The organism is Rhodoferax sp. (assembly GCF_023701345.1).
Classification (GTDB): Bacteria; Pseudomonadota; Gammaproteobacteria; order Burkholderiales; family Burkholderiaceae_C; genus Rhodoferax.
On the sequence record NZ_JAMPXE010000067.1, the window covers coordinates 1 to 17,653 of the forward strand.

Genomic DNA, 17,653 nt, shown 5'->3' on the forward strand with positions numbered 1-17,653 from the left:
AAGTCCCTGTCTGCGCTGTACAGGGTAGATACCCCGTTTTCAAGGCAAAGGGCGGCGATGCGCGCGTCATGAAACTGTCCTCCCTGAAGCTTCGCTTTGTGCGTCAGTTCCGACAAAATTTGCCAATGCTGTGTGCCGCTGTGAAGAATACGCACCGCTGGCGACGCCAGCCAGGCATCCACCTGCGCCAGCGCTTGCTCATACGTGCTGGCTGGGCGAAAAATCTTTGGGTTGGTAACGATCGCCAAAAACTCGTGCAAGCAGCTTACCGGAATAGCCCAAGGCTTGTTGCCTTCTGCCCATAGCTTGATGAAGTCAAAGGCCCGCGCATGAAAACTCGACTCGGCGCGATGCGCATAGACCAATACGTTGGTATCCATGGCGATCATGGCACGCCCGGGATGTTGCGTGAAAGAACATGGTCTTCTTCCAGTTGCTGCCAGTCCCGGGGGTTGGGCAGCAACACCTCTTGACCATGAACGCGGGCATCTTTGAGCTTGAATGCAGGCTTAGGCTGATTCGAAGTCTCACTCAAAATACGACGCAAACCCTCTTCAACCAAGGCCCGCAGGCTGGTCTGGCGACTGCGCGCAACATCTTTTGCTGTAGCGAAAAGGGCGTCTGAAATTTCAATCGTGGTTTTCATATGGGCACCCATATCAATATATATGGGTGTACTGTAGCCTATAACTGAAGTCATGTCTTGGGGCCATGCCGCCTGCTCTTGGCAACACGGCATGCAACTGCGCGGCGAAAATAATTCGAGTCTGGCCTCTTCAGGCAAACGGATTGATGATGCGAACACCGGCCATGGTTTCGCCCGCATTCATGTTCTCGCTGAACAGCACGCTGCAACCTGCCAGCTGGGCGCTGGCCATGATGAGGGCATCATAAAAAGCCACACTGCGTGTCTGGTGCAGGTCCAACCCGGCACGAATCACAGCTGGCGTGACCTGAACCACTTCAAACTGCTCATACAAGTCAAGTTGCGCGCGAATGTGCTGGGCGGGCAGCTTGAGCCTTTTAAGCGCAACGTTGCAATACTCCTGCAGCACCTGCGTTGACAAAACGCCGGTGGTACTCTCAAAAAGCTGTTTCAGCAGCGCCAGCGCCGCGCGCTGCTTGGCCGGCGCATCGCTGGCCTCGGCATAGATCAACACATTGGTGTCGATAAAACTCCTTGCTGCCATCGGCTTAGCGCTCGTTGGCTTCATCACGATTGAACTGCCAACCGCCCAAGCGCGCGTGCGACTGCAAACAGCGCTGCTCAAACTGTTCCCAGCTTTGACTGCGGCGGGCGCTGCCTGCCAACTGCTCCAGATAGTCGCGCACCACCTGATTGAGACTCTTGCCCAGCTTCTTGGCCGCCTCGCGCGCCCGGGCCGCGACTTGCTCGTCAACCGAAAGTGTGATGTTCATGGTGTTTCTGTGTGAATCGTGTGCACGTATTATGTGTATAAAGTCTGAACTCGTCAAACCCCTGCATGCCTATATACCCACGTCGATTGTCATACCAACTGGCACGCAGTATTATCCAGGCATGAATACTTTGACCATCAAAATCCCGGAAACGCTGGAGCAGGACTTGATCCGTCTGAGCAAGCAAGCACACATCAGTAAATCCGAGCTGGTGCGCCAGGCACTTCAGGTCTTCCTTGCCCGGGGCCAAAGCGCAGTGCCGTTTGTTTCTGCACTGGACCAGGCGGGTGATCTGGTGGGATGCTTTAGCGGCGGGCCAACCGATCTATCAACCAACCCCGAGCATCTGAACGGATTTGGCAGTGTATGAGTAGCCACCTGATCCTTGACACCGGCCCTTGGGTTGCCTTGCATTGCAGCGGTGACCACCACCATGCCTGGGCCAAGACGCAGTTTGCGCAATACCCGGCGCCGTTTTTGACCTGTGAAGCCGTGGTGGCAGAGACCTGCTTCCTGCTGGCCCGTGCCGGGTTCGATCCATCGCGCGCACTGGCGCTTGTGGAGCGAGGCGTGGTGCGTGTCGCCATGTCATTGGCTGAGCAGGTCGGCACGGTGCGCGCCTTGTTTGACAGATACGACAACGTTCCAGCCTCTTTGGCAGATGCCTGCCTGGTGCGCATGTCCGAGCTGTATGACCCCTGCCGGGTCGTCACATTGGACCGTGACTTTACGGTGTACCGCCGCCATGGGCGCAAGGTGATTCCAGTATTGATGCCGTCGTAGACACGGCGCTTGTGTCTTCAAAATAATTGGACCCCAATTAACGCTTCTTTTTGAGCGTGAAATCACAAAACTGGACATACAGCGTGCCAACACGCCCGAGCGCAAGGCGCAACGGGCTGCCTTTGTGGAGCACCTGCTTTCTCTCATTCCAGTTCTGGAGTTTTTCTTGCCATTACGGACATGCGTTGCTGACCCGCAATGTTTCAGATTTCACCCTCTTTGCGGGCCTCAAAGTTGAGGCATTCAGGGTTTAATCCAACCCGGCAGCCGTCGGCCTTTTCATTGCCACCCGGCCACATTCACCACGATTTCAGGGCAAAATGCTGTTTTTGCATAAAAGACCTGAAAAATGAGTCAAATCATAGAACTTCAGCCAATTCAAACCCGCCAGTACATCGATGCCGAAACCGTTTTTCTGGAGTTTTTGCGGGTTCGGGATGAACAAAAGGAAACGCGCGGATCCATGTTTTGGCGCAACATATCCGGCACCAGCTATCTCATCAGAGAGTCGTCGGGTGGAGGACAAAAATCACTCGGGCCTAAAAATGCCAAAACCGAATTGATTTTTGAAAAATTCCAAGCCAAAAAAGAGGCACTAACGCAAAGACTGACGTCGCTGTCTGCTGCGGTGCAAAGCCAGCAACGGATGAACAAGGCCCTGCGCGTAGGCCGCGTGCCAACGATTGTGATCAAGACACTCAATGCCCTTCGTGATGCCGGTCTGCACGATCATTTCTTAACCATTGGAACGCATGCTCTTTATGCGTATGAATCAGCCTGCGGTGTTCGATTGATGCCCGATGCGTTAGCGACGCAGGACATTGACCTGCTGTTTGACAGCCGGAAAAGACTCTCGTTCGTGTCAAAAATGAAGAAAATGGACACCTCCTTCATCGGTGCACTGCAAAAAGCAGACCCCACATTTCGGGTCATGCATGACCAAAAACAAACGGCGATCAACGCGACTGGTTTTGAGATCGCTGTCATTCGCAGAATGGCAATCGATGCAGACCCACACCCATTCAAGATGAGCGATTTTGAGGACGATCTTTGGGCTGTGCAAATCAGCGACGGCAACAAAATGCTGGGGTCCAGACGATTCAGCCAGGTCGTCGTTTCGGAAACGGGGCACATGGCCGTGATGGATACGATGTCGCCAAGCCTGTTTGTCGCGCTGAAAAAAAGACTGGCCCAATCCGCCAGCCGTGACCCCAAAAAACGGCCTAAAGACGACTTGCAGGCCACCTTGGTACAAGCCCTGATTGACGGCTATATGCCGCAATTCCACGGGTAGGCCCGGCCTAAAAATGGTGATTGATCTTTGCCTGTTTCATAATTGCATTCGCTGTGTACTTCGAATCACAATTCAGTAGTACCCCTTCATGCGGAGCAGAAATCTCCATCCCAGGCCGCAACAGGCTTGCTTCTTGGTGCGGTTTTCAATTGCTCCTCCAAGAGCATGTTGACGCAGTCGTAGACCTCGGGGAAGAGCTTCTCCATAGCCGTTGTCTCAACAACAAGTCCAGGAAGGTCACGACTGGTAGCCACGAAGACTTTTGCCTCTTTATCGTGGATAACATCAATTTTCACAAGAATGGGAACACCAATCCGGGCGGCAATCTTCCACCCAGGGAAGCCAACTCGGTACATATGATTTTCCTACTAGGGTTGTTAAAAATGGTCAACCGCTACATGGGTGACTGGTTTGGGTCTATCCGCATTCCAAAGTCTACACAATCAAAAGGGTACGTCTGTGGCTTGAGCCGCAGGCTATGGAAGCCGGGTCGGTTGGATCAAAACTGTAGTTCTGTGGGCTATGGGATACGGATTCCAGGGGCAAGGTCAGAAAGACGACTTGCAGGCCACGGCGCGGCGCAGGCGCCTTTGGGGAAAACGGATGGAGGAACCGAACACCGGCCATGGCTTCGTCACAAGCCACGCGGCGGAGCGGGTGACAAAAATGTCAATGATTTGGGTTCGGATTACACAATGTGTCATTTTTTAGGACTGGCTCCCCTCAAATTGAGTCTGAATCAGCTTGTTTAAGGCTCAGCCGCACTGGCACGCAATGTGCTGGCTTTGTGAGCGTGTTCCGCTGACAGTTTTTTTAACCTGAAGGAGTAAATATGAAACGTTCTATGCAAAAGGGTTTTACCCTGATTGAGTTGATGATCGTTGTGGCGATCATTGGTATTTTGGCTGCTGTGGCACTGCCGGCGTATCAGGATTACACGGTGAAGGCCAAAGTGTCGGAAGCCGCAGGTGTTTCCGCGCCCGCCCGCACAGCCCTTGCCCAGGCATGCAGTGAGCTAACCTTGGCGACTGCCACCAATGCATCAATGGGCCTTCCTGCTGCCACAGAATATAACGGAACCTATGTCACATCAGTCACTGCTGCAGGTAGCTCCAATACGGCAGGTACCGTGACGATTGTGCTGAAAGCAATCGGGGCTGCAGTAGATGCCGGTGATACCATCGTTTACACAGGAGCTTGTGGCGACGGTGGCATGAAATGGACAATTGGTGGTACTGTAGATGCAAAATACATGCCGAAACAATAAAAACCCTGATTCTTGACACGAACGCTTGAGCGCAACTTGGTAACTGCGCCAAGTTGGCAGATAGTGGAAAGTAAAAAAGCACCCGTGAGGGTGCTTTTTTTATGAAGATTTTTTTGAATGACATAAACGAATGACAAATGACCGGTCCGTCATGACACCCTTTTGGCTGGCACTTTGGGCCGCCACATTGGCTTTAGGCTGGTTGTTGCCGAATCACTACCGGCCCTGGATCGCTTTTCATTCGGAGGCCTGGATTGCCGCCGTTTTGTTGTTGGCATTGGCCGCCCTGATCTGGCGCTCGCGGGGTTCCATGGCGTTGCACCGCATCACCTTAGGGGTGGCGTTGTTGATTGGCATGCCATGGCTGCAATATGGCCTTGGGTTGATTTTCCAGCCAGGCGTGGCCTGGATATCGTGCGCCTTCTTGCTGGGCCTTTTTCTGGCCTTGCTGTTGGGTGCGAAATGGGAAGCTATCAACCCGGGGCAACTTGGTGACGCCCTGTTTCTGGCAATCGGCGTCGCGGCGGTGGTGTTGGTCGGTCTGCAGTTGCAACAGTGGTTGCAAGTCGATGGGTTGGAACTATGGCGGCTGAGAGGCGGAACGGAGCGACCCAGCGCCAATATTGGCCAACCGAATCAACTGGCCACTTTGTTGCTATGGGGTGTGCTGGCTGCTGCCTGGGGGTTGACGAGGGGACGGATCAGCGGCGGGGTGGCCATTTTGTTGGTCGCCTTTTTGTTATTTGGCATTGCCTTGACCGGCTCCCGGACGGCCTGGATCGGCGTGGCCTTATTGGTCGTTGCCAGCTGGTGGTGGCGTTCCTTGTGGCGCAGCGCGCGCCTGCCTTGGGTTGCCACTGGCCTAGGTTGCTATTTTGTCTTGTGCATTGTGGTCCAGGGCTGGTGGCGTGCTTTGGACGGAGCCGTTCCGGCTGATGTTGTCCGCATGAGCAGCGAACTGCGTCCGCTGGCATGGACTGTTTTTCTGGACGCCGCCTGGCAGCGACCCTGGTTCGGCTACGGCTGGAACCAGACGGCGATGGCGCAATTGGCCGTGGCCACTGAGCATCCGTCATTGCACGGTGTTTTTTTATATGCGCACAATCTGTTTCTCGACCTGATCCTGTGGTGCGGCATTCCATTGGGTCTGCTGGTGTCTGCCAGCTTGGTCGTGTGGGTTTGGCGGTGCTTTCGCGCGGTGCAGTCGGCAGAAAATGCCGTGCTGCTGCTGTTTTTGCTCGTGGTGGCGAACCACGCCATGCTGGAGTTGCCTTTGTACTATGCCTATTTTTTATTGCCAGCGGGACTTGTGATGGGCATGCTCAATACCCGAATGGGTGCGCGCCCGGCCTTATACGTGGCGCGATGGGCGGCGGCGCTCCTTTGGTTGGCCGCGACGACGCTTTTGGTACTCCTGGTTCGGGATTATTCGCGGGTTGAGCCCAGCTATGAAAACCTGAACTATGAATGGTCCCGCATCAAAGTGGCCTCCATCGGTCCGCCAGACGTGTTGTTGTTGACGCAATGGCATGACTTTGTTGCGTTTGCCCGGCATGAACCCAAAGCCGGCCTCAACCAGGCCGAACTGGATGCGCTACGCAACATGCCTGAATTGTTTTCCGGGGCCTTGTTCTTGCATAAATATGCATCATTTCTGGCGTTGAACCAACGCCCGGATGAAGCCCGTTTGTGGTTGCAACGGCTGTGCAAAGTGGTCACGGAGTCGGAGTGCCGCGCAGCCAAGGGTATTTGGGCAAAGCAATCGCTCAAGCATCCTGAAATAGCAGCGATTCCCTGGCCGGTGAAAACGGCAGACTAGCAATTGACTCGCCCTTTCACCGGCGCCGCCCCGCCTTGTCCGCCTTGTATTCCCCGATGCCAGCGCCAGCCGGGCCATGGCTTTTTTGGCAGGCGGATACGCTGTCGCTGCAATCAGGCATGCGCCACCGGTGCGGCACCCAGTTTCAGGCCCAGCGCCTTGATGACCTTCAAGATGGTGGCGAAACTGGGGTTGCCTTCGCCTGAGAGGGCTTTGTACAGGCTTTCGCGCCCAAGGCCTGTCTCGTTGGCCAGCTGCGTCATGCCGCGCGCACGAGCGATCACACCCAGCGTGTGGGTGCCAGGCGTTCGCGCAGCCATTGCGGGAAGGCGTGCCACGGCAGGGCGATGTGGCCATTGGGGAGTGCCCTTTCTGTCTCGGTACGGCAAACGAGGATGACCATCTTGAACGACTGACGCGTGATCGTGAGGGGCAGTACAGCATTCGCATTAATCAGCAGTGGCGCGTTTGCTTCGTTTGGACTGAAGATGGGCCTTGTGATGTTGAAATTGTTGATTACCACTGACTTTTTGTGCCGCGGAGGGCAACATGATTAAAAACGGCATGCGTGCGATACACCCGGGTGAGTTCCTGCGTGAAGACTATTTGAAGCCACTGGGCATGACTGCCAATGCGCTGTCAAAGGCACTGCATGTGCCTGCCGGACGGATCAATGACATCGTGCTGGAGCGGCGCGGCGTGACGCCTGACACTGCCTTGCGTCTGGCTCGTTATTTTGGTGGTGACGCGCAGTCGTGGCTGAATCTGCAGCAAATGTATGACCTCAAACTCGCTGAGCGCGATAAGGCCCAACAAATTGAAGCCGAAATTGAACCTTTGGCGCTGGCTGCTTTGGCTTGATCCATGGCTGATCAGGCTACCGGCTCCGCCCCGCCTTGTTTCGTGATGGCAAGTTGTCATCTGGCATGGCGGCTCGCTGGTGCGGCATGCCGAGGGTGCATTTTTTGTTGCAGGCTATGCAGTCTGGTGCAAAGATGCTGGATAACTCTGACGATGATTTTGTGCGCGAAACGGCTTTGCTGTGATGGTTTTTTCAAACACCACGCCGTTCATTTCGCTCAGCAGCGTTCAATTGCTGCACCTATTGCCCTCAATTTTTGGTGAAGTGTTCGTAACAACGTCCGTGGTGGAAGAGTGCAGTCATTCTAAAATCATGCAATTAATCCACTCAATGGATAGAATGCATGGATGTTTCAGCGAATCATCCATCAACGGTTAAACGAGCTGCTAGCCCAGTTTCCGGCAGTCGCATTACTCGGACCGCGCCAGGTAGGCAAAACCACGCTTGCCTTCGCCCAAAAAGCCATTCACCCCGATGTCGTTTACCTGGATCTTGAGCTCCCCTCTGCGCAAAGGCAGCTCGATGACCCGGAAGCTTTCTTTGCGGCGCATCCCAATCAGTTGGTGATCCTGGATGAGGTGCAGCGCCTGCCGGGGATTTTTAGTATCTTGCGGGGCGTTATCGATCAACGCCGTCGCCATGGTGAGGCCGCCGGGCAATTTCTTTTGCTGGGGTCTGCTTCGGGTGTCTTGCTGCAACAGTCGAGTGAAAGTCTGGCCGGGCGGGTGGCACAGCTGGAACTGACGCCCTTTCAAGCCAGGGAGGTGTTCAACGAAGGCGTCAGCGCAGCTGACTTGAATGCCTTGTGGGTGCGCGGCGGATTCCCGCTGGCATGGCTGGCCGGTAATGACGCCGCCAGTCTCACCTGGCGCGAGGTCTTCATCACGACTTATTTGGAAAAGGATATTCCGGCACTTGGACCGAGGATTCCGGCCACCACCCTGCGCCGCTTGTGGACCATGCTGGCCCATAACCAAGGTGAGTTACTCGATCAAGCCAGGCTCGCCTCGGCACTGGCCATCAGCGGTCAAACGGTCGGCCGCTATATAGACCTTCTTTCCGATTTGATGCTGGTGCGGCGACTTCCGGCATGGAGCGGCAACGTGGGCAAACGACTGGTTCGCTCCCCAAAAGTGTATGTGCGCGACAGCGGACTCGTTCATGCCCTGCTTGGATTGCAAGATCTTGACGCGCTTCTAAGCCACCCGGTGGCCGGGTCCAGTTGGGAGGGTTTTGTCGTTGAGCAACTCATTAACGCGGCACCCAGTGCGCAGGCCAGCTTTTACAGGACCAGTAATGGCGCAGAAGTTGATCTGGTTTTGGAGTTTAGAAACAGCCAGACCTGGGTGATTGAAATCAAACGGTCCTCTGCACCCAGCGTATCAAAAGGCTTCTCCACGGCGGCAAATGACTTGAGCGCATCGCGTAAGTTGCTGGTAGCCCCGGTCGGGCAGTCCTACCCCATGAAAGAGGGAATCGAAGTGATGAGCCCTCTTGAAGCTGCACAGCTCATCGCCATGCAAGCTTGAAAAAATTGGCGCTATAATTAGACCTTATTTTGGAGTTGTTTTATGGAAGCGATTTATTCTGATATGACCATCAGCATGTCTGAATTCAAAAAGAATCCAGCTGCGGTGTTGCGCGATGCCAAAAGCAGGCCGGTTGCGGTCTTGAACCACAACAAGGCCGCCTTCTACATGATCGAACCCTCCCTTTTTGAAGCCCTGCTGGAAGAGTTGGAAGACCTGGATCTGCACCGAACAGTGCTTTCGCGCATGGACGAACGATCACGCGCCATTGAAGTTGACATCGATGCCATCTGAGATGGCTCCCCAACATAAATATCGCTTGCAGTTCGTTCCAAGTGCATGGGCCGAATGGCAGGCGCTTGACGGGTCCGTCAAGGAAACGCTGAGAAAACTCCTGAAAAAGCGGCTGGACAACCCGCATGTGCCAGGCGGTGAGTTGCATGGTGCCCTGGCAGGACACTACAAAATCAAACTCAGGAAGCAAGGTTTTCGACTGGTTTACGGCGTTCAGGATGACATTCTTATGGTGATGGTGATGGCTGTTGACAAGCGAGAAGATGGCGCCGTATACCAGTCCGCCGTGGCGCGCATTGCCGAGATGGTTCGCGAACTTGCAAAAGCCCCTCTCAAACGCCACTGATCCTGTGGGTCAGTTCACACGGCCAGGCGTGCGCCCTGCCATGGCGGGAAAGTTTGCCACGGCAGGGCGATGTGGCCATTGGGGAGTGCCCTTGCTGTCTCGGTACGGCAAACGAGGATGCGTCAAATACGACGTCCGGAACTTGAAAAAACTATGGCCCCCAATGGGCGTCAAAATCGAAAGAGAGTTGGCGATGGTGTTTGATCGATAGCAGATAAATGTTTCCGTCAATCAGTGCGTACAGCACCAGATAGTGATCCATGACGTATTCCCTTAGTCCATCGGATTGACCCATCAACGCCTCTAATTTGACACGCAGAGCAGCCAACGCGTTCGTGGCCTCGACTGAGCCGACCGGTCTGTTCATAAAGGGCCGCCCCATGCCTGGAAATCGCTCCAGGTTGGGGATGAGCGTGTCAAGCAGTTCGTCCAGCAGGCCATCGTAGGCTTGAGGGGCATCCACCTCGGTCAAAAAACGTTCAATGTCAGCCAGATTTTGCTCAAAATTGGCCGTTAATTTGACGACAAATTGCTTGGCCACGGGCAATTACCGTCTGCGGTCAGGCGCTACGCCGACGCTTGATTGACTGGATGGCACTGCCGGCTTCCTTGATCCGACCCGCCGCAACGTCGTCCAGACCCCTGGACACTTCGTTGACCAGCAGAAGGTGAATGCGCTCGCGTTCCAGCCGGTGGTAATAGTCCAGCCGGTCCGAGTCGATGAGTGCGATAAAACTTTCGCCGTTCTTTGTCACAATTTTTTCTGCACCCGCCTTGACTTCCTCGGCCAGCTCGGAAAAATTGGCGCGGGCGTGTGAGAGTGGAATGACGTCGCGTACGGAAATTCCCATGACAGCCTCCTGTGCTGCACACCGTGTGCAGATATCTGTACAGTATAAGCGCTTGTTTGAAACTTAAATAGGAAAGAAGAAGGCTGTTAATGCAAGCCCGCCGAATCAGGCCAGATGGTGCAGGCACTTCAAAACCGACTTCCAATGCGGACGGCACACCATCAAACCATGCAATTAATCCAACACCTGGATGAGGTGCAGCGCCTGCCGGGCAATTTCTTTTGCTGGGGTCTGCTTCGGGTGTCTTGCTGCAACAGTCGAGTGAAAGTCTGGCAGGGCGGGTGGCACAGCTTGAACTGACGCCCTTTCAAGCCAGGGAGGTGTTCAACGAAGGCGTCAGCGCAAGCTTGAAAAATTGGCGCTACAGATACATGCTGCCAAAAATAAAATTTGATTTTGTTTTGGTCAAACACGTCATGAATGATTTCATTGAAATCTCGGATTCAGACTCCGGAATTTCAATATGAAACGATTCAATGCTTACACCTGCTCGTCTCCCGATTGCGCAAGCACATCCGGCACCATGCTCAGGTAATTTTCAAAGTCATTTCGTTTACCCTTTTGGGCTTCCGACTTGAGGTAGTCGAGCGTCAAAACGGATGCCATCTTCTCAGACGCTGCGCTTGCGATGAATTGGTTTACCGAAACGTCATCACGGGCGGCCAATTCTTTGATTTTTTGATGAACAGAGTTCGGTAAGCGAATGGTCAGTGCGGTCATGGTTGGTTCCTCAATAGAGTCAAAAAATCAGCAGGTTTGATGGCCTGCACCTTCAGTTCTGATACGCGTCGAAAGTCTTTGACATTGTGGGTGACGATGTATTGACTGCCCGATGCTGCGGCACACTCCAGCACCATGTCGTCGTCGGGGTCATGCAAAAAAGGTCGCCACAAAAAGTGCACGTCTTGCAAGTGCGCCAGTGATGCCAAGTAACGCAAATAGCCAAGTGCCGTGGCAACTGTCACCCCAGGTGGCATGTGCTCTGGTCGTGTCAAGACAGCCTGCCACTCTGTGTAAAGCGCGATGGTCAGTGCAAAGTCAAAGCGGGGCGTGGGTAACATTGAAACCAGTTGAAAACTGGCGCCATTGCGTGATCGCGCCGCAGCGACCAGGATAGAGGTGTCAAGTACTATTCGCACGATGAATGGAGTAATATTTTTGGTTGCACATGCATAACCAAATAATACACCGTTGAGGGGCCTTGTGAGGTTGAAGTTGTTGATGACCACTGACTTTTTGTGCCGCGGAGGGCAACAGGCTTGATCGCAGTCCTGCATTGACAGCTTCTGTCGCTTTGTGAATAATGCTTTAAATGGTACGATTAAAAGCATCTAATTTCCACTATTCAGGAGCCCTGCATGTCTCGACTCAGCGCCAACGATCTTAAAACCAAAGGCATATCCGCCATTGAATTCGCGCTCAGCAGCGCGCCCGAGGCCATGGTTTCGGTGCGTGGCAAAGACAAGTTCGTGGTGATGGACATCGCGCACTACCATTACCTGCGGGAATGCGAGCTGGACGCCGCGCTGGCGCAAACCCGAGCTGACCTGGCGGCGGGTCGCGCGGTGCAAGAGTCGCCCGAAGCCCACTTGGCGCGGCTGGACGCGCTGTGAATTTGCCCAAACTGCCGTTTGCGCTGGTCTTTACCGAGCAATACAACCGCCGGGCGGCGCGGTTTTTGAAGCAGCACCCTGAATTGCGCCAGACCTACCTGAAAACCTTGCAATTGCTGGAGGCCAACCCAATGCATCCCTCGCTGCGCTTGCACGCCTTGCGCGGCAAATTTGAAGGACTGCATTCGGTGTCCATCAATCTGTCTTATCGCATCACGTTGGAGCTGTTGATTCAAGACCAGCAGATCATCCCGGTGAATGTGGGTGACCATGACGCGGTTTACCATCTGGCGCCACATCGTCATTAAAGACTTTTGTCTTTGGTGCGGTGCTGGTACCAAGTGACCATGCTCTCGTCCTCCAAGGCATAGTCACCGTAGGCTGCTTGCCAAACAAGGTTCTTGTCGCGCAAGCCTTTCAGTGCGCCTTGCGCGGCCGCTGCATCTATTTCCTGGCCGGCCAGAGCGGAATAGGCCTTCAAGGAATCCTCGGTGAACGGGGCGTACTTGGCCCCGGTCTGCAGCATGCGCTCCAGGACGGCCCGTTGTGCCGGCGATAGCGCGGCAAACTCACTTTCCATGGCACCCCAGACGTGCTCCCGAAAGGAGGACGCCTCTGCCTTCAGTTCAGCCGCAAGATTCTCGGCTGCGCCGTCAAGCGCCAAGTCAGCAATGATGCCCCGCAGCAATTCCGGTCGGTGTCCGACCAATTTAAAGGCTTCAAAAACATCGTCTTTGTTGAATTGATTGGTGGCGGCAAGTTTCAGGTTAATGTCATCGGTATAGGCATCAGAAAACTCCTTCCCAAGTTTGGGGAACTTTGTAATGCGACAACCAAAAAATGGTTGATTGCGCTTCAGGACCAATTGGGTCAGCTTGTCCTGATTAGAGCCGGTAAATACCAAGAATAGCCGTTGTCCCCCGGCACCCTGGTTTAACCTGTCCCGAGCTGCCTTCAAGCCAAACATGGCGTCCATGCCTTCTTTTGAATTGAGCGCATGCTGGGCCTCATCGACGATGAGCACGACCGGCTTGCCCGATGCCTCGACCAAAGCTTCCAATGCATCCGCCAGGGACACGTTTTCCGGCAAAGATAGCGAGGCCATGCTCAGGCTCAGAGCCCCGAAAACTGTGACTCGTTCAAGTCCTGCGGCCTTGGCCAGTTTTGTGATGGCACCGGAAAACTTGAACAAGGATTTGCGCACCTCCCGAGCAATAAGAATTGCCGGAGATGTCTCCTTCTCGGTCCACAGATCGACATAAACAGTCGTCCAGCCCAATTTGTCCAGAGCGGGCAGGAGGTCTTCACGCAAGAAAGTGCTTTTGCCAGTTCGGCGAGGCGCGGCCAGGAATAAGCCCGAGCGCGCATCCATGATGCCCGTGCCTTGTAGGGCTTCGCAGTACCCACGCGCTAACTCGGGGCGATGAAACTTGAAGGGTTGGTGTGACATGTCATTGCTCCAGTTAGGCGAACTTATTTTGGCTATTAAAACTTATAACTCAAAAAATAACCAAGTATAAGTACCTTCTTTCGAGCGTCTCTCCTTACGCACGATTGAAGAAGCCGACGGCCATTTAGGGCTCAACACCAACTCACCGGCTCCTGCCCGCCTTGTATTTCCCCTTGCCCGCGCCAATCACGCCGTCGGCCAGCGCCAGCCGGGCCATGGCCTTGTGGGCGTGGGCGTGGGTAATGGCCAGGCCCAGGGCGTCGGCGGCGTCGGGGCCGGGCAGGCTGGGCAGCTTGAGCAGGCGTTTCACCATTTCCTGAATCTGGTCCTTGCTGGCGCGGCCCCAGCCCACCACCGCCTGTTTCATTTGCAGGGCGGTGTATTGCGCCACTGGCAAATCTGACGACACCAGCGCGGTAATGGCGGCGCCGCGCGCCTGCCCCAGCAGCAGCGTGGATTGCGGGTTGACGTTGACAAACACAATCTCGATGGACGAGGCGTCGGGCTGGTAGCGCGCCACCACTTCGCGGATGCCGTCAAACAGCACCTTGAGCCGCTCGGGCAGCAGGTCTTTGTCGAGGTGGGTGGTGCTGATGGTGCCGCTGGCCACATAGCTCAGCTCGGAGCCGTCCACGTCCACCAGGCCAAAACCGGTGGTGCGCAGGCCGGGGTCGATGCCGAGAATTCTCATAGGCCAAAGTACCAGCGCACCGAATGAAAGAACACCGGCGCGGCAAAACACAGCGAGTCGATGCGGTCGAGCATGCCGCCGGCGCCGGTCACGCCCTTGCCTTGGCCCTGCCAGATCGGGATGCCGCGGTCGCGCTTGAGCGCCTTCATCACCAGGTGCCCGAGCGAGCCGGCGGCGCAGGCGACGAACGACAAGGCAAAGGCCTGGCCCGGCACAAAAGGCGTGATGCCCGCCAGCACGGTCCCCAGCAGGCTGCCCGCAGCCATGCCCCAGCCCCAGCTGTGCCAGGTGAAGCTTTGGCTGATCTGCGCCGCCACCGGGGTTTTGGGTTTGTAGCGGGCCACCAGGTGCTGCGTGACCATGCAGCTTTGCACCACCAGCACCAGGAACAACACCAGAAAAGCGTTTTGTTTGTCGTAATGCGGAAAATCCAGCAGCATCAGGGCCGGCACATGGCTCATGCCGTAAATGCAGACCATGATGCCCCACTGCAGCTTGGCGTTGCGCTCCAGAAAACGGACCGGGTCGTTGGCCAGCGCGCTGGCCACGGGCAGCGCCACAAACACATAGACCGGGATGAACACGGTGAACAGGTTGAAGTGCTCGGTGCCCACCAGAAAGTACTGCAGCGGCAGCACGCCAAAAAATGCCAGCACCAGGCTGCGGTGGTCGCCCTGGCGCGTCGGCGACAGCGTTAAAAACTCACGCAGGGCAAAAAAGGAACCCAGCGCAAACAGCACCAGGCGGGTGATGTCGCCCGCCAGCCAGGCCACCCAGAAGACAAAAATCAGCACCCAGCTGGTGCGCAGCAGCTTGCTCAAGTCCTGCATGCGCTCGCTATGCGTTTGCTGCGCCTGCACGTCTTCATGCTCGCGCATGGACAGCAAAAACAGGCTCACCGAGGCCAGCACCAGCAGGCCGAACACCAGCACGAACATGGCGCCCACTTGTTGTGCCGGGCTGAGGTTTTTCAGGGCTTGGTACACGGCTAAGCCTCAGATGTCGCGCAGCGCCATGACCGCGCTGCGGGCGCGTGGCAAAAAGGTGTGGCAGTCTTCACCGGGGCGCACTTGCATGGGGGCGCCAAAGGTGACCGAGCACAGCACCGGCACCGGCACCACTTCGCCCTTGGGCATGACGCGCTGCACATTGGCGATCCAGGCCGGAATGAGTTCCACCTGCGGGAACTTGAGCGCCAGGTTGTAAAGCCCGGCCTTGAAGGCTTGCGGCTCGTCGAAGTGGCCGCGCGTGCCTTCGGGGAACAAAATCAGCGAGTCGCCGGCGGCCAGCGCCTCCACCAGCGGGTCCAGCGGGTCCTCCAGCGCGTTGCGCTCGCGCGAGACATAAATCACGTTGAAGACGGCCGTGGTGAGCCAGCGTTTGAAGGCGGATTTGGTCCAGTATTCGCGGGCCGCGACGGCCCGGGTGTTGCGGCGCAATTCCTTGGGCAGGGCGGCCCAGATCATCACCAGGTCGGCGTGGCTCTGGTGGTTGGCAAAATAAATGCGCTGCTCGGCTTTGGGCGGGCAGCCCCACCAGCGCGCCTGGGCTCCGGTGAGCACACGAATGAGCCCGAGCAAAAACAGGCTGACCCCGCTGGCCGCCAGCGGGGATGCCCAGGCCGTCACGCGGCTGCGCCAGGCTGCGACGAGGCGTGGCGCCGGACTCATGGCAGCTCCGCATTGTCCAGACGGCGCGCAATGCGGGCGGCGCGCCCGGCCACGTAGCTGGAGTTGGGCAGTTTTTCAAAGTACTTGGGGCGCGGCAGCATCACCGCCAGCCGGGCCGCTTCATAGCTGCTGAGCTTCGCGGCGGACTTGCGAAAATAATGCTGGGCAGCGGCCTCGGCGCCAAAAACGCCTTCGCCCCATTCGACGTTGTTGAGGTAGATCTCAAAAATGCGCTCCTTGCTGAGCACGGCTTCGAGCAGCAGCGTCAGGACGAATTCCTGCCCTTTGCGCAGAAACGTGCGCTCGCCAGACAAAAACAGGTTTTTTGCCAACTGCTGGGTGATGGTGGAGCCGCCCACCACTTTGGGCGCCTTGACCGCTCTGGCCGGTGGCGTTTTGGCGGGGTTGGCGTTCGCTTTGGGCGGGTTTCTGGCCGCCAGTCTGGCCTGTGCCCTGTCTGCCTGCTCTTCTGCCCTGGCGTTTTTTTCCCAGGCTTTCTCCAGGGCGTTCCAGTCGACTCCGTCGTGGTTGGCAAAACCGTCGTCTTCGCTGGCGATCACCGCGCGCTTGAGGTTGTTGGATATGGTGTCGTAAGGCAGCCATTGCTGACGCCAGCGCAAGGCGTCTTTCTGGGTCGCCACACGCCAGGCTTCCGAGCGCTGAAAGGCGGTGGACTGCGGGTCGATGACCAGCATGGCGACAATGCGCACCACAAAGAACAGCTGCAGCAGCAGCATGGCCATTGCCACCAGGCTGAACCAGCGCCAAAACGGTTTCATGCGCTTATCCCTGAATGACCTTGTGCAATTCAGCCAGCACCTGGGCCGAGGGCGGGCGCACGCCGCGCCAGATCAAAAAGGCTTCGGCGGCTTGTTCCACCAGCATGCCCAGGCCGTCGCGCGGCTGCGCGCCATGGGCGCGTGCCCAGTCCATGAAGCCCTGCGCGCCGGGGCCGTACATCATGTCGTAGGCCAGCGCGCCGGGCTTCAGCACGCGGGCTGCCACGGGCACCGCGGCACCGCTCAGGCTGGATGCGGTGCCATTGATGACCACATCAAAGGGGTCGCCCAGTCCGTGCAGGGTATGCGCTTCAAGTTCGGTGTGGTGCTGGGCCGCCAGCGGCATATGGCGCGCCACCAGCTCGGTGGCCTTGTGTAGCGTGCGGTTGGCCACGCTGATGTGCGCCGGGCCGGCTTGCAGCAGCGGGCCCAGCACGCCGGCGGCAGCGCCACCGGCGCCAATCAGCAGCAGGCGCAAGCCCTTCAGCGGCAAGCCCGCGTTGCGTTCAATATCAACCACCAGGCCAATGCCATCGGTGTTGTCTCCCAGGATCTGGCCGTCCTTGAAGGTCAAGATATTCGAGGCCTGCGCCAGCAAGCCGCGTTCGCTGGTGTGGGTGGCAATCTTGGCGGCCTCGAACTTGAATGGCACGGTGATGTTGCAACCCAGCCCGCCTTCCCGGATGAAGGCCTGCACGCTGCGATCAAAGTGGTCGAGCGGGATTTCGCGCCGGTCGTACTGAAGTTTCTGCCCGGTGAGTTCGGCAAAACGGGCATGAATCCAGGGCGAGCGGCTGTGGGAGATCGGGTTGCCCATCACGCAGTAGAGGTCAGTGGTCATTGGAGGCTTCGGAGGATGGGTTAATTGGCGCTGACTTTGGTTTCCAGCGTGTCTTCTCGTGTGAAATTAAAGCGCGACACCACGGCAATCTCGTCGGCTTGCAAGCGCATGGCATGGCTGAATTTACCAAAAGGCCCGGCGCTGT

Annotated in this window: 29 protein-coding genes and 2 pseudogenes; 14 read left to right on the top strand and 17 right to left on the bottom strand. The window is 56.5% G+C overall.

Translation table 11 applies throughout. From position 1 onward, the window contains the following. The 4 genes from NDI87_RS10370 to NDI87_RS10385 all read right to left on the bottom strand — a co-directional run. Positions 1-380: TA system VapC family ribonuclease toxin (locus tag NDI87_RS10370; protein WP_296275137.1), on the bottom strand; the 380-nt coding region annotated here is incomplete at its 3' end. Positions 381-385: 5 nt separating this feature from the next. Continuing rightward, positions 386-646, bottom strand: a complete 261-nt coding sequence (locus tag NDI87_RS10375; RefSeq protein ID WP_296275138.1) for a type II toxin-antitoxin system VapB family antitoxin — start codon at positions 644-646, stop codon at positions 386-388. 130 nt (positions 647-776) lie between these two features. Continuing rightward, the gene (locus NDI87_RS10380; RefSeq protein ID WP_296275139.1) at positions 777-1,190 is read right to left on the bottom strand and encodes a PIN domain-containing protein; all 414 of its coding nucleotides are present in this window, start codon (positions 1,188-1,190) and stop codon (positions 777-779) included. Positions 1,191-1,194: 4 nt separating this feature from the next. Beyond that, positions 1,195-1,419, bottom strand: a complete 225-nt coding sequence (locus tag NDI87_RS10385; protein WP_296275140.1) for a DUF6364 family protein — start codon at positions 1,417-1,419, stop codon at positions 1,195-1,197. Positions 1,420-1,540: 121 nt separating this feature from the next. Between NDI87_RS10385 and NDI87_RS10390 the strand changes: the two genes are divergently transcribed. The 3 genes from NDI87_RS10390 to NDI87_RS10400 all read left to right on the top strand — a co-directional run bounded on the left by NDI87_RS10390 (position 1,541) and on the right by NDI87_RS10400 (position 3,496). Continuing rightward, entirely contained in the window at positions 1,541-1,789 is a 249-nt protein-coding gene (locus NDI87_RS10390) for a hypothetical protein (RefSeq protein ID WP_296275141.1), read from the top strand. Beyond that, complete coding sequence (locus tag NDI87_RS10395; protein WP_296275142.1) at positions 1,786-2,202, top strand: PIN domain-containing protein; 417 nt, start codon at positions 1,786-1,788, stop codon at positions 2,200-2,202. Before NDI87_RS10390 ends, NDI87_RS10395 begins: the two co-directional genes overlap by 4 nt. A 349-nt stretch (positions 2,203-2,551) precedes the next feature. Further along, positions 2,552-3,496, top strand: a complete 945-nt coding sequence (locus tag NDI87_RS10400) for a GSU2403 family nucleotidyltransferase fold protein (protein ID WP_296275143.1) — start codon at positions 2,552-2,554, stop codon at positions 3,494-3,496. Between the two features lie 86 nt (positions 3,497-3,582). Here the strand turns inward: NDI87_RS10400 and NDI87_RS10405 are convergent, their stop codons facing one another. Further along, positions 3,583-3,852 carry a DUF1902 domain-containing protein gene (locus tag NDI87_RS10405; protein WP_296275144.1) on the bottom strand — a complete coding sequence of 90 codons (270 nt, stop codon included), beginning with the start codon at positions 3,850-3,852 and terminating at the stop codon, positions 3,583-3,585. Positions 3,853-4,328: 476 nt separating this feature from the next. Between NDI87_RS10405 and NDI87_RS10410 the strand changes: the two genes are divergently transcribed. Beyond that, a complete protein-coding gene (locus tag NDI87_RS10410; RefSeq protein WP_296275145.1) occupies positions 4,329-4,763 on the top strand; it encodes a pilin in 435 nt (144 codons plus the stop codon). A 151-nt stretch (positions 4,764-4,914) separates the two neighbouring features. Further along, positions 4,915-6,582 carry an O-antigen ligase family protein gene (locus tag NDI87_RS10415; RefSeq protein WP_296275146.1) on the top strand — a complete coding sequence of 556 codons (1,668 nt, stop codon included), beginning with the start codon at positions 4,915-4,917 and terminating at the stop codon, positions 6,580-6,582. A gap of 113 nt (positions 6,583-6,695) precedes the next feature. Here NDI87_RS10415 and NDI87_RS10420 read toward each other — a convergent pair whose 3' ends face one another. Next, positions 6,696-6,902, bottom strand: coding sequence for an addiction module antidote protein (locus NDI87_RS10420; RefSeq protein WP_296275164.1), 207 nt, complete (start codon positions 6,900-6,902; stop codon positions 6,696-6,698). Between NDI87_RS10420 and NDI87_RS10425 the strand changes: the two genes are divergently transcribed. The 6 genes from NDI87_RS10425 to NDI87_RS10445 all read left to right on the top strand — a co-directional run bounded on the left by NDI87_RS10425 (position 6,902) and on the right by NDI87_RS10445 (position 9,613). After that, positions 6,902-7,108: a type II toxin-antitoxin system RelE/ParE family toxin gene (locus tag NDI87_RS10425; protein ID WP_296275147.1), complete on the top strand. Its 207-nt coding sequence runs from the start codon at positions 6,902-6,904 to the stop codon at positions 7,106-7,108. The genes NDI87_RS10420 and NDI87_RS10425 overlap by 1 nt on opposite strands. Before the next feature lie 23 nt (positions 7,109-7,131). Continuing rightward, positions 7,132-7,443, top strand: a complete 312-nt coding sequence (locus NDI87_RS10430; RefSeq protein ID WP_296275148.1) for a HigA family addiction module antitoxin — start codon at positions 7,132-7,134, stop codon at positions 7,441-7,443. A gap of 35 nt (positions 7,444-7,478) precedes the next feature. Beyond that, positions 7,479-7,628, top strand: coding sequence for a UPF0175 family protein (locus NDI87_RS17495; RefSeq protein ID WP_366028703.1), 150 nt, complete (start codon positions 7,479-7,481; stop codon positions 7,626-7,628). Positions 7,629-7,791: 163 nt separating this feature from the next. Further along, entirely contained in the window at positions 7,792-8,973 is a 1,182-nt protein-coding gene (locus NDI87_RS10435; protein ID WP_296275149.1) for an ATP-binding protein, read from the top strand. Positions 8,974-9,048: 75 nt separating this feature from the next. Continuing rightward, a complete protein-coding gene (locus NDI87_RS10440) occupies positions 9,049-9,267 on the top strand; it encodes a type II toxin-antitoxin system Phd/YefM family antitoxin (RefSeq protein WP_296275150.1) in 219 nt (72 codons plus the stop codon). Further along, on the top strand, positions 9,257-9,613 hold the full coding sequence (locus NDI87_RS10445) for a type II toxin-antitoxin system RelE/ParE family toxin (protein ID WP_296275151.1): 357 nt from the start codon (positions 9,257-9,259) through the stop codon (positions 9,611-9,613). Before NDI87_RS10440 ends, NDI87_RS10445 begins: the two co-directional genes overlap by 11 nt. 151 nt (positions 9,614-9,764) lie before the next feature. On the opposite strand, the gene NDI87_RS10450 is transcribed toward NDI87_RS10445, so the two are convergent. Continuing rightward, a complete protein-coding gene (locus NDI87_RS10450; RefSeq protein ID WP_296275152.1) occupies positions 9,765-10,160 on the bottom strand; it encodes a type II toxin-antitoxin system RelE/ParE family toxin in 396 nt (131 codons plus the stop codon). A gap of 13 nt (positions 10,161-10,173) precedes the next feature. After that, positions 10,174-10,464 carry a type II toxin-antitoxin system Phd/YefM family antitoxin gene (locus NDI87_RS10455; protein ID WP_296275153.1) on the bottom strand — a complete coding sequence of 97 codons (291 nt, stop codon included), beginning with the start codon at positions 10,462-10,464 and terminating at the stop codon, positions 10,174-10,176. A 218-nt stretch (positions 10,465-10,682) separates the two neighbouring features. Here NDI87_RS10455 and NDI87_RS10460 point away from each other — a divergent pair. After that, positions 10,683-10,931, top strand: a pseudogene (locus tag NDI87_RS10460) (hypothetical protein); the annotation flags it as partial. A 13-nt stretch (positions 10,932-10,944) separates the two neighbouring features. On the opposite strand, the gene NDI87_RS10465 reads toward NDI87_RS10460, so the two are convergent. Together NDI87_RS10465 and NDI87_RS10470 are read right to left on the bottom strand one after the other, a co-directional pair. After that, on the bottom strand, positions 10,945-11,184 hold the full coding sequence (locus tag NDI87_RS10465; protein WP_296275154.1) for a YlcI/YnfO family protein: 240 nt from the start codon (positions 11,182-11,184) through the stop codon (positions 10,945-10,947). Next, positions 11,181-11,795, bottom strand: coding sequence for a PIN domain-containing protein (locus tag NDI87_RS10470; RefSeq protein WP_296275155.1), 615 nt, complete (start codon positions 11,793-11,795; stop codon positions 11,181-11,183). Before NDI87_RS10470 ends, NDI87_RS10465 begins: the two co-directional genes overlap by 4 nt. Before the next feature lie 27 nt (positions 11,796-11,822). Here NDI87_RS10470 and NDI87_RS10475 point away from each other — a divergent pair, with 27 nt between their 5' ends. Both NDI87_RS10475 and NDI87_RS10480 read left to right on the top strand, forming a co-directional pair. Then, positions 11,823-12,077: a hypothetical protein gene (locus NDI87_RS10475; RefSeq protein WP_296275156.1), complete on the top strand. Its 255-nt coding sequence runs from the start codon at positions 11,823-11,825 to the stop codon at positions 12,075-12,077. After that, entirely contained in the window at positions 12,074-12,385 is a 312-nt protein-coding gene (locus NDI87_RS10480; RefSeq protein ID WP_296275157.1) for a hypothetical protein, read from the top strand. Before NDI87_RS10475 ends, NDI87_RS10480 begins: the two co-directional genes overlap by 4 nt. On the opposite strand, the gene NDI87_RS10485 is transcribed toward NDI87_RS10480, so the two are convergent. The 7 genes and pseudogenes from NDI87_RS10485 to NDI87_RS10515 form a co-directional block, all read right to left on the bottom strand. Beyond that, positions 12,382-13,527 carry a hypothetical protein gene (locus tag NDI87_RS10485; RefSeq protein WP_296275158.1) on the bottom strand — a complete coding sequence of 382 codons (1,146 nt, stop codon included), beginning with the start codon at positions 13,525-13,527 and terminating at the stop codon, positions 12,382-12,384. The two genes, NDI87_RS10480 and NDI87_RS10485, sit on opposite strands and share 4 nt — an antisense overlap. Before the next feature lie 142 nt (positions 13,528-13,669). Continuing rightward, the gene (gene ruvC, locus NDI87_RS10490) at positions 13,670-14,218 is read right to left on the bottom strand and encodes a crossover junction endodeoxyribonuclease RuvC (protein WP_296275159.1); all 549 of its coding nucleotides are present in this window, start codon (positions 14,216-14,218) and stop codon (positions 13,670-13,672) included. Further along, on the bottom strand, positions 14,215-15,204 hold the full coding sequence (locus tag NDI87_RS10495) for a phosphatidate cytidylyltransferase (protein WP_296275160.1): 990 nt from the start codon (positions 15,202-15,204) through the stop codon (positions 14,215-14,217). Before NDI87_RS10495 ends, ruvC begins: the two co-directional genes overlap by 4 nt. 9 nt (positions 15,205-15,213) lie before the next feature. Continuing rightward, entirely contained in the window at positions 15,214-15,888 is a 675-nt protein-coding gene (locus NDI87_RS10500; protein WP_296275161.1) for a lysophospholipid acyltransferase family protein, read from the bottom strand. Beyond that, the gene (locus NDI87_RS10505) at positions 15,885-16,667 is read right to left on the bottom strand and encodes a transglycosylase domain-containing protein (RefSeq protein ID WP_296275162.1); all 783 of its coding nucleotides are present in this window, start codon (positions 16,665-16,667) and stop codon (positions 15,885-15,887) included. The genes NDI87_RS10500 and NDI87_RS10505 overlap by 4 nt, the downstream gene beginning before the upstream one ends. 4 nt (positions 16,668-16,671) lie before the next feature. After that, positions 16,672-17,508, bottom strand: a complete 837-nt coding sequence (gene aroE, locus NDI87_RS10510; protein WP_296275163.1) for a shikimate dehydrogenase — start codon at positions 17,506-17,508, stop codon at positions 16,672-16,674. A gap of 20 nt (positions 17,509-17,528) precedes the next feature. Beyond that, positions 17,529-17,653 (bottom strand): annotated as a pseudogene (locus NDI87_RS10515) (energy transducer TonB); the annotation flags it as partial.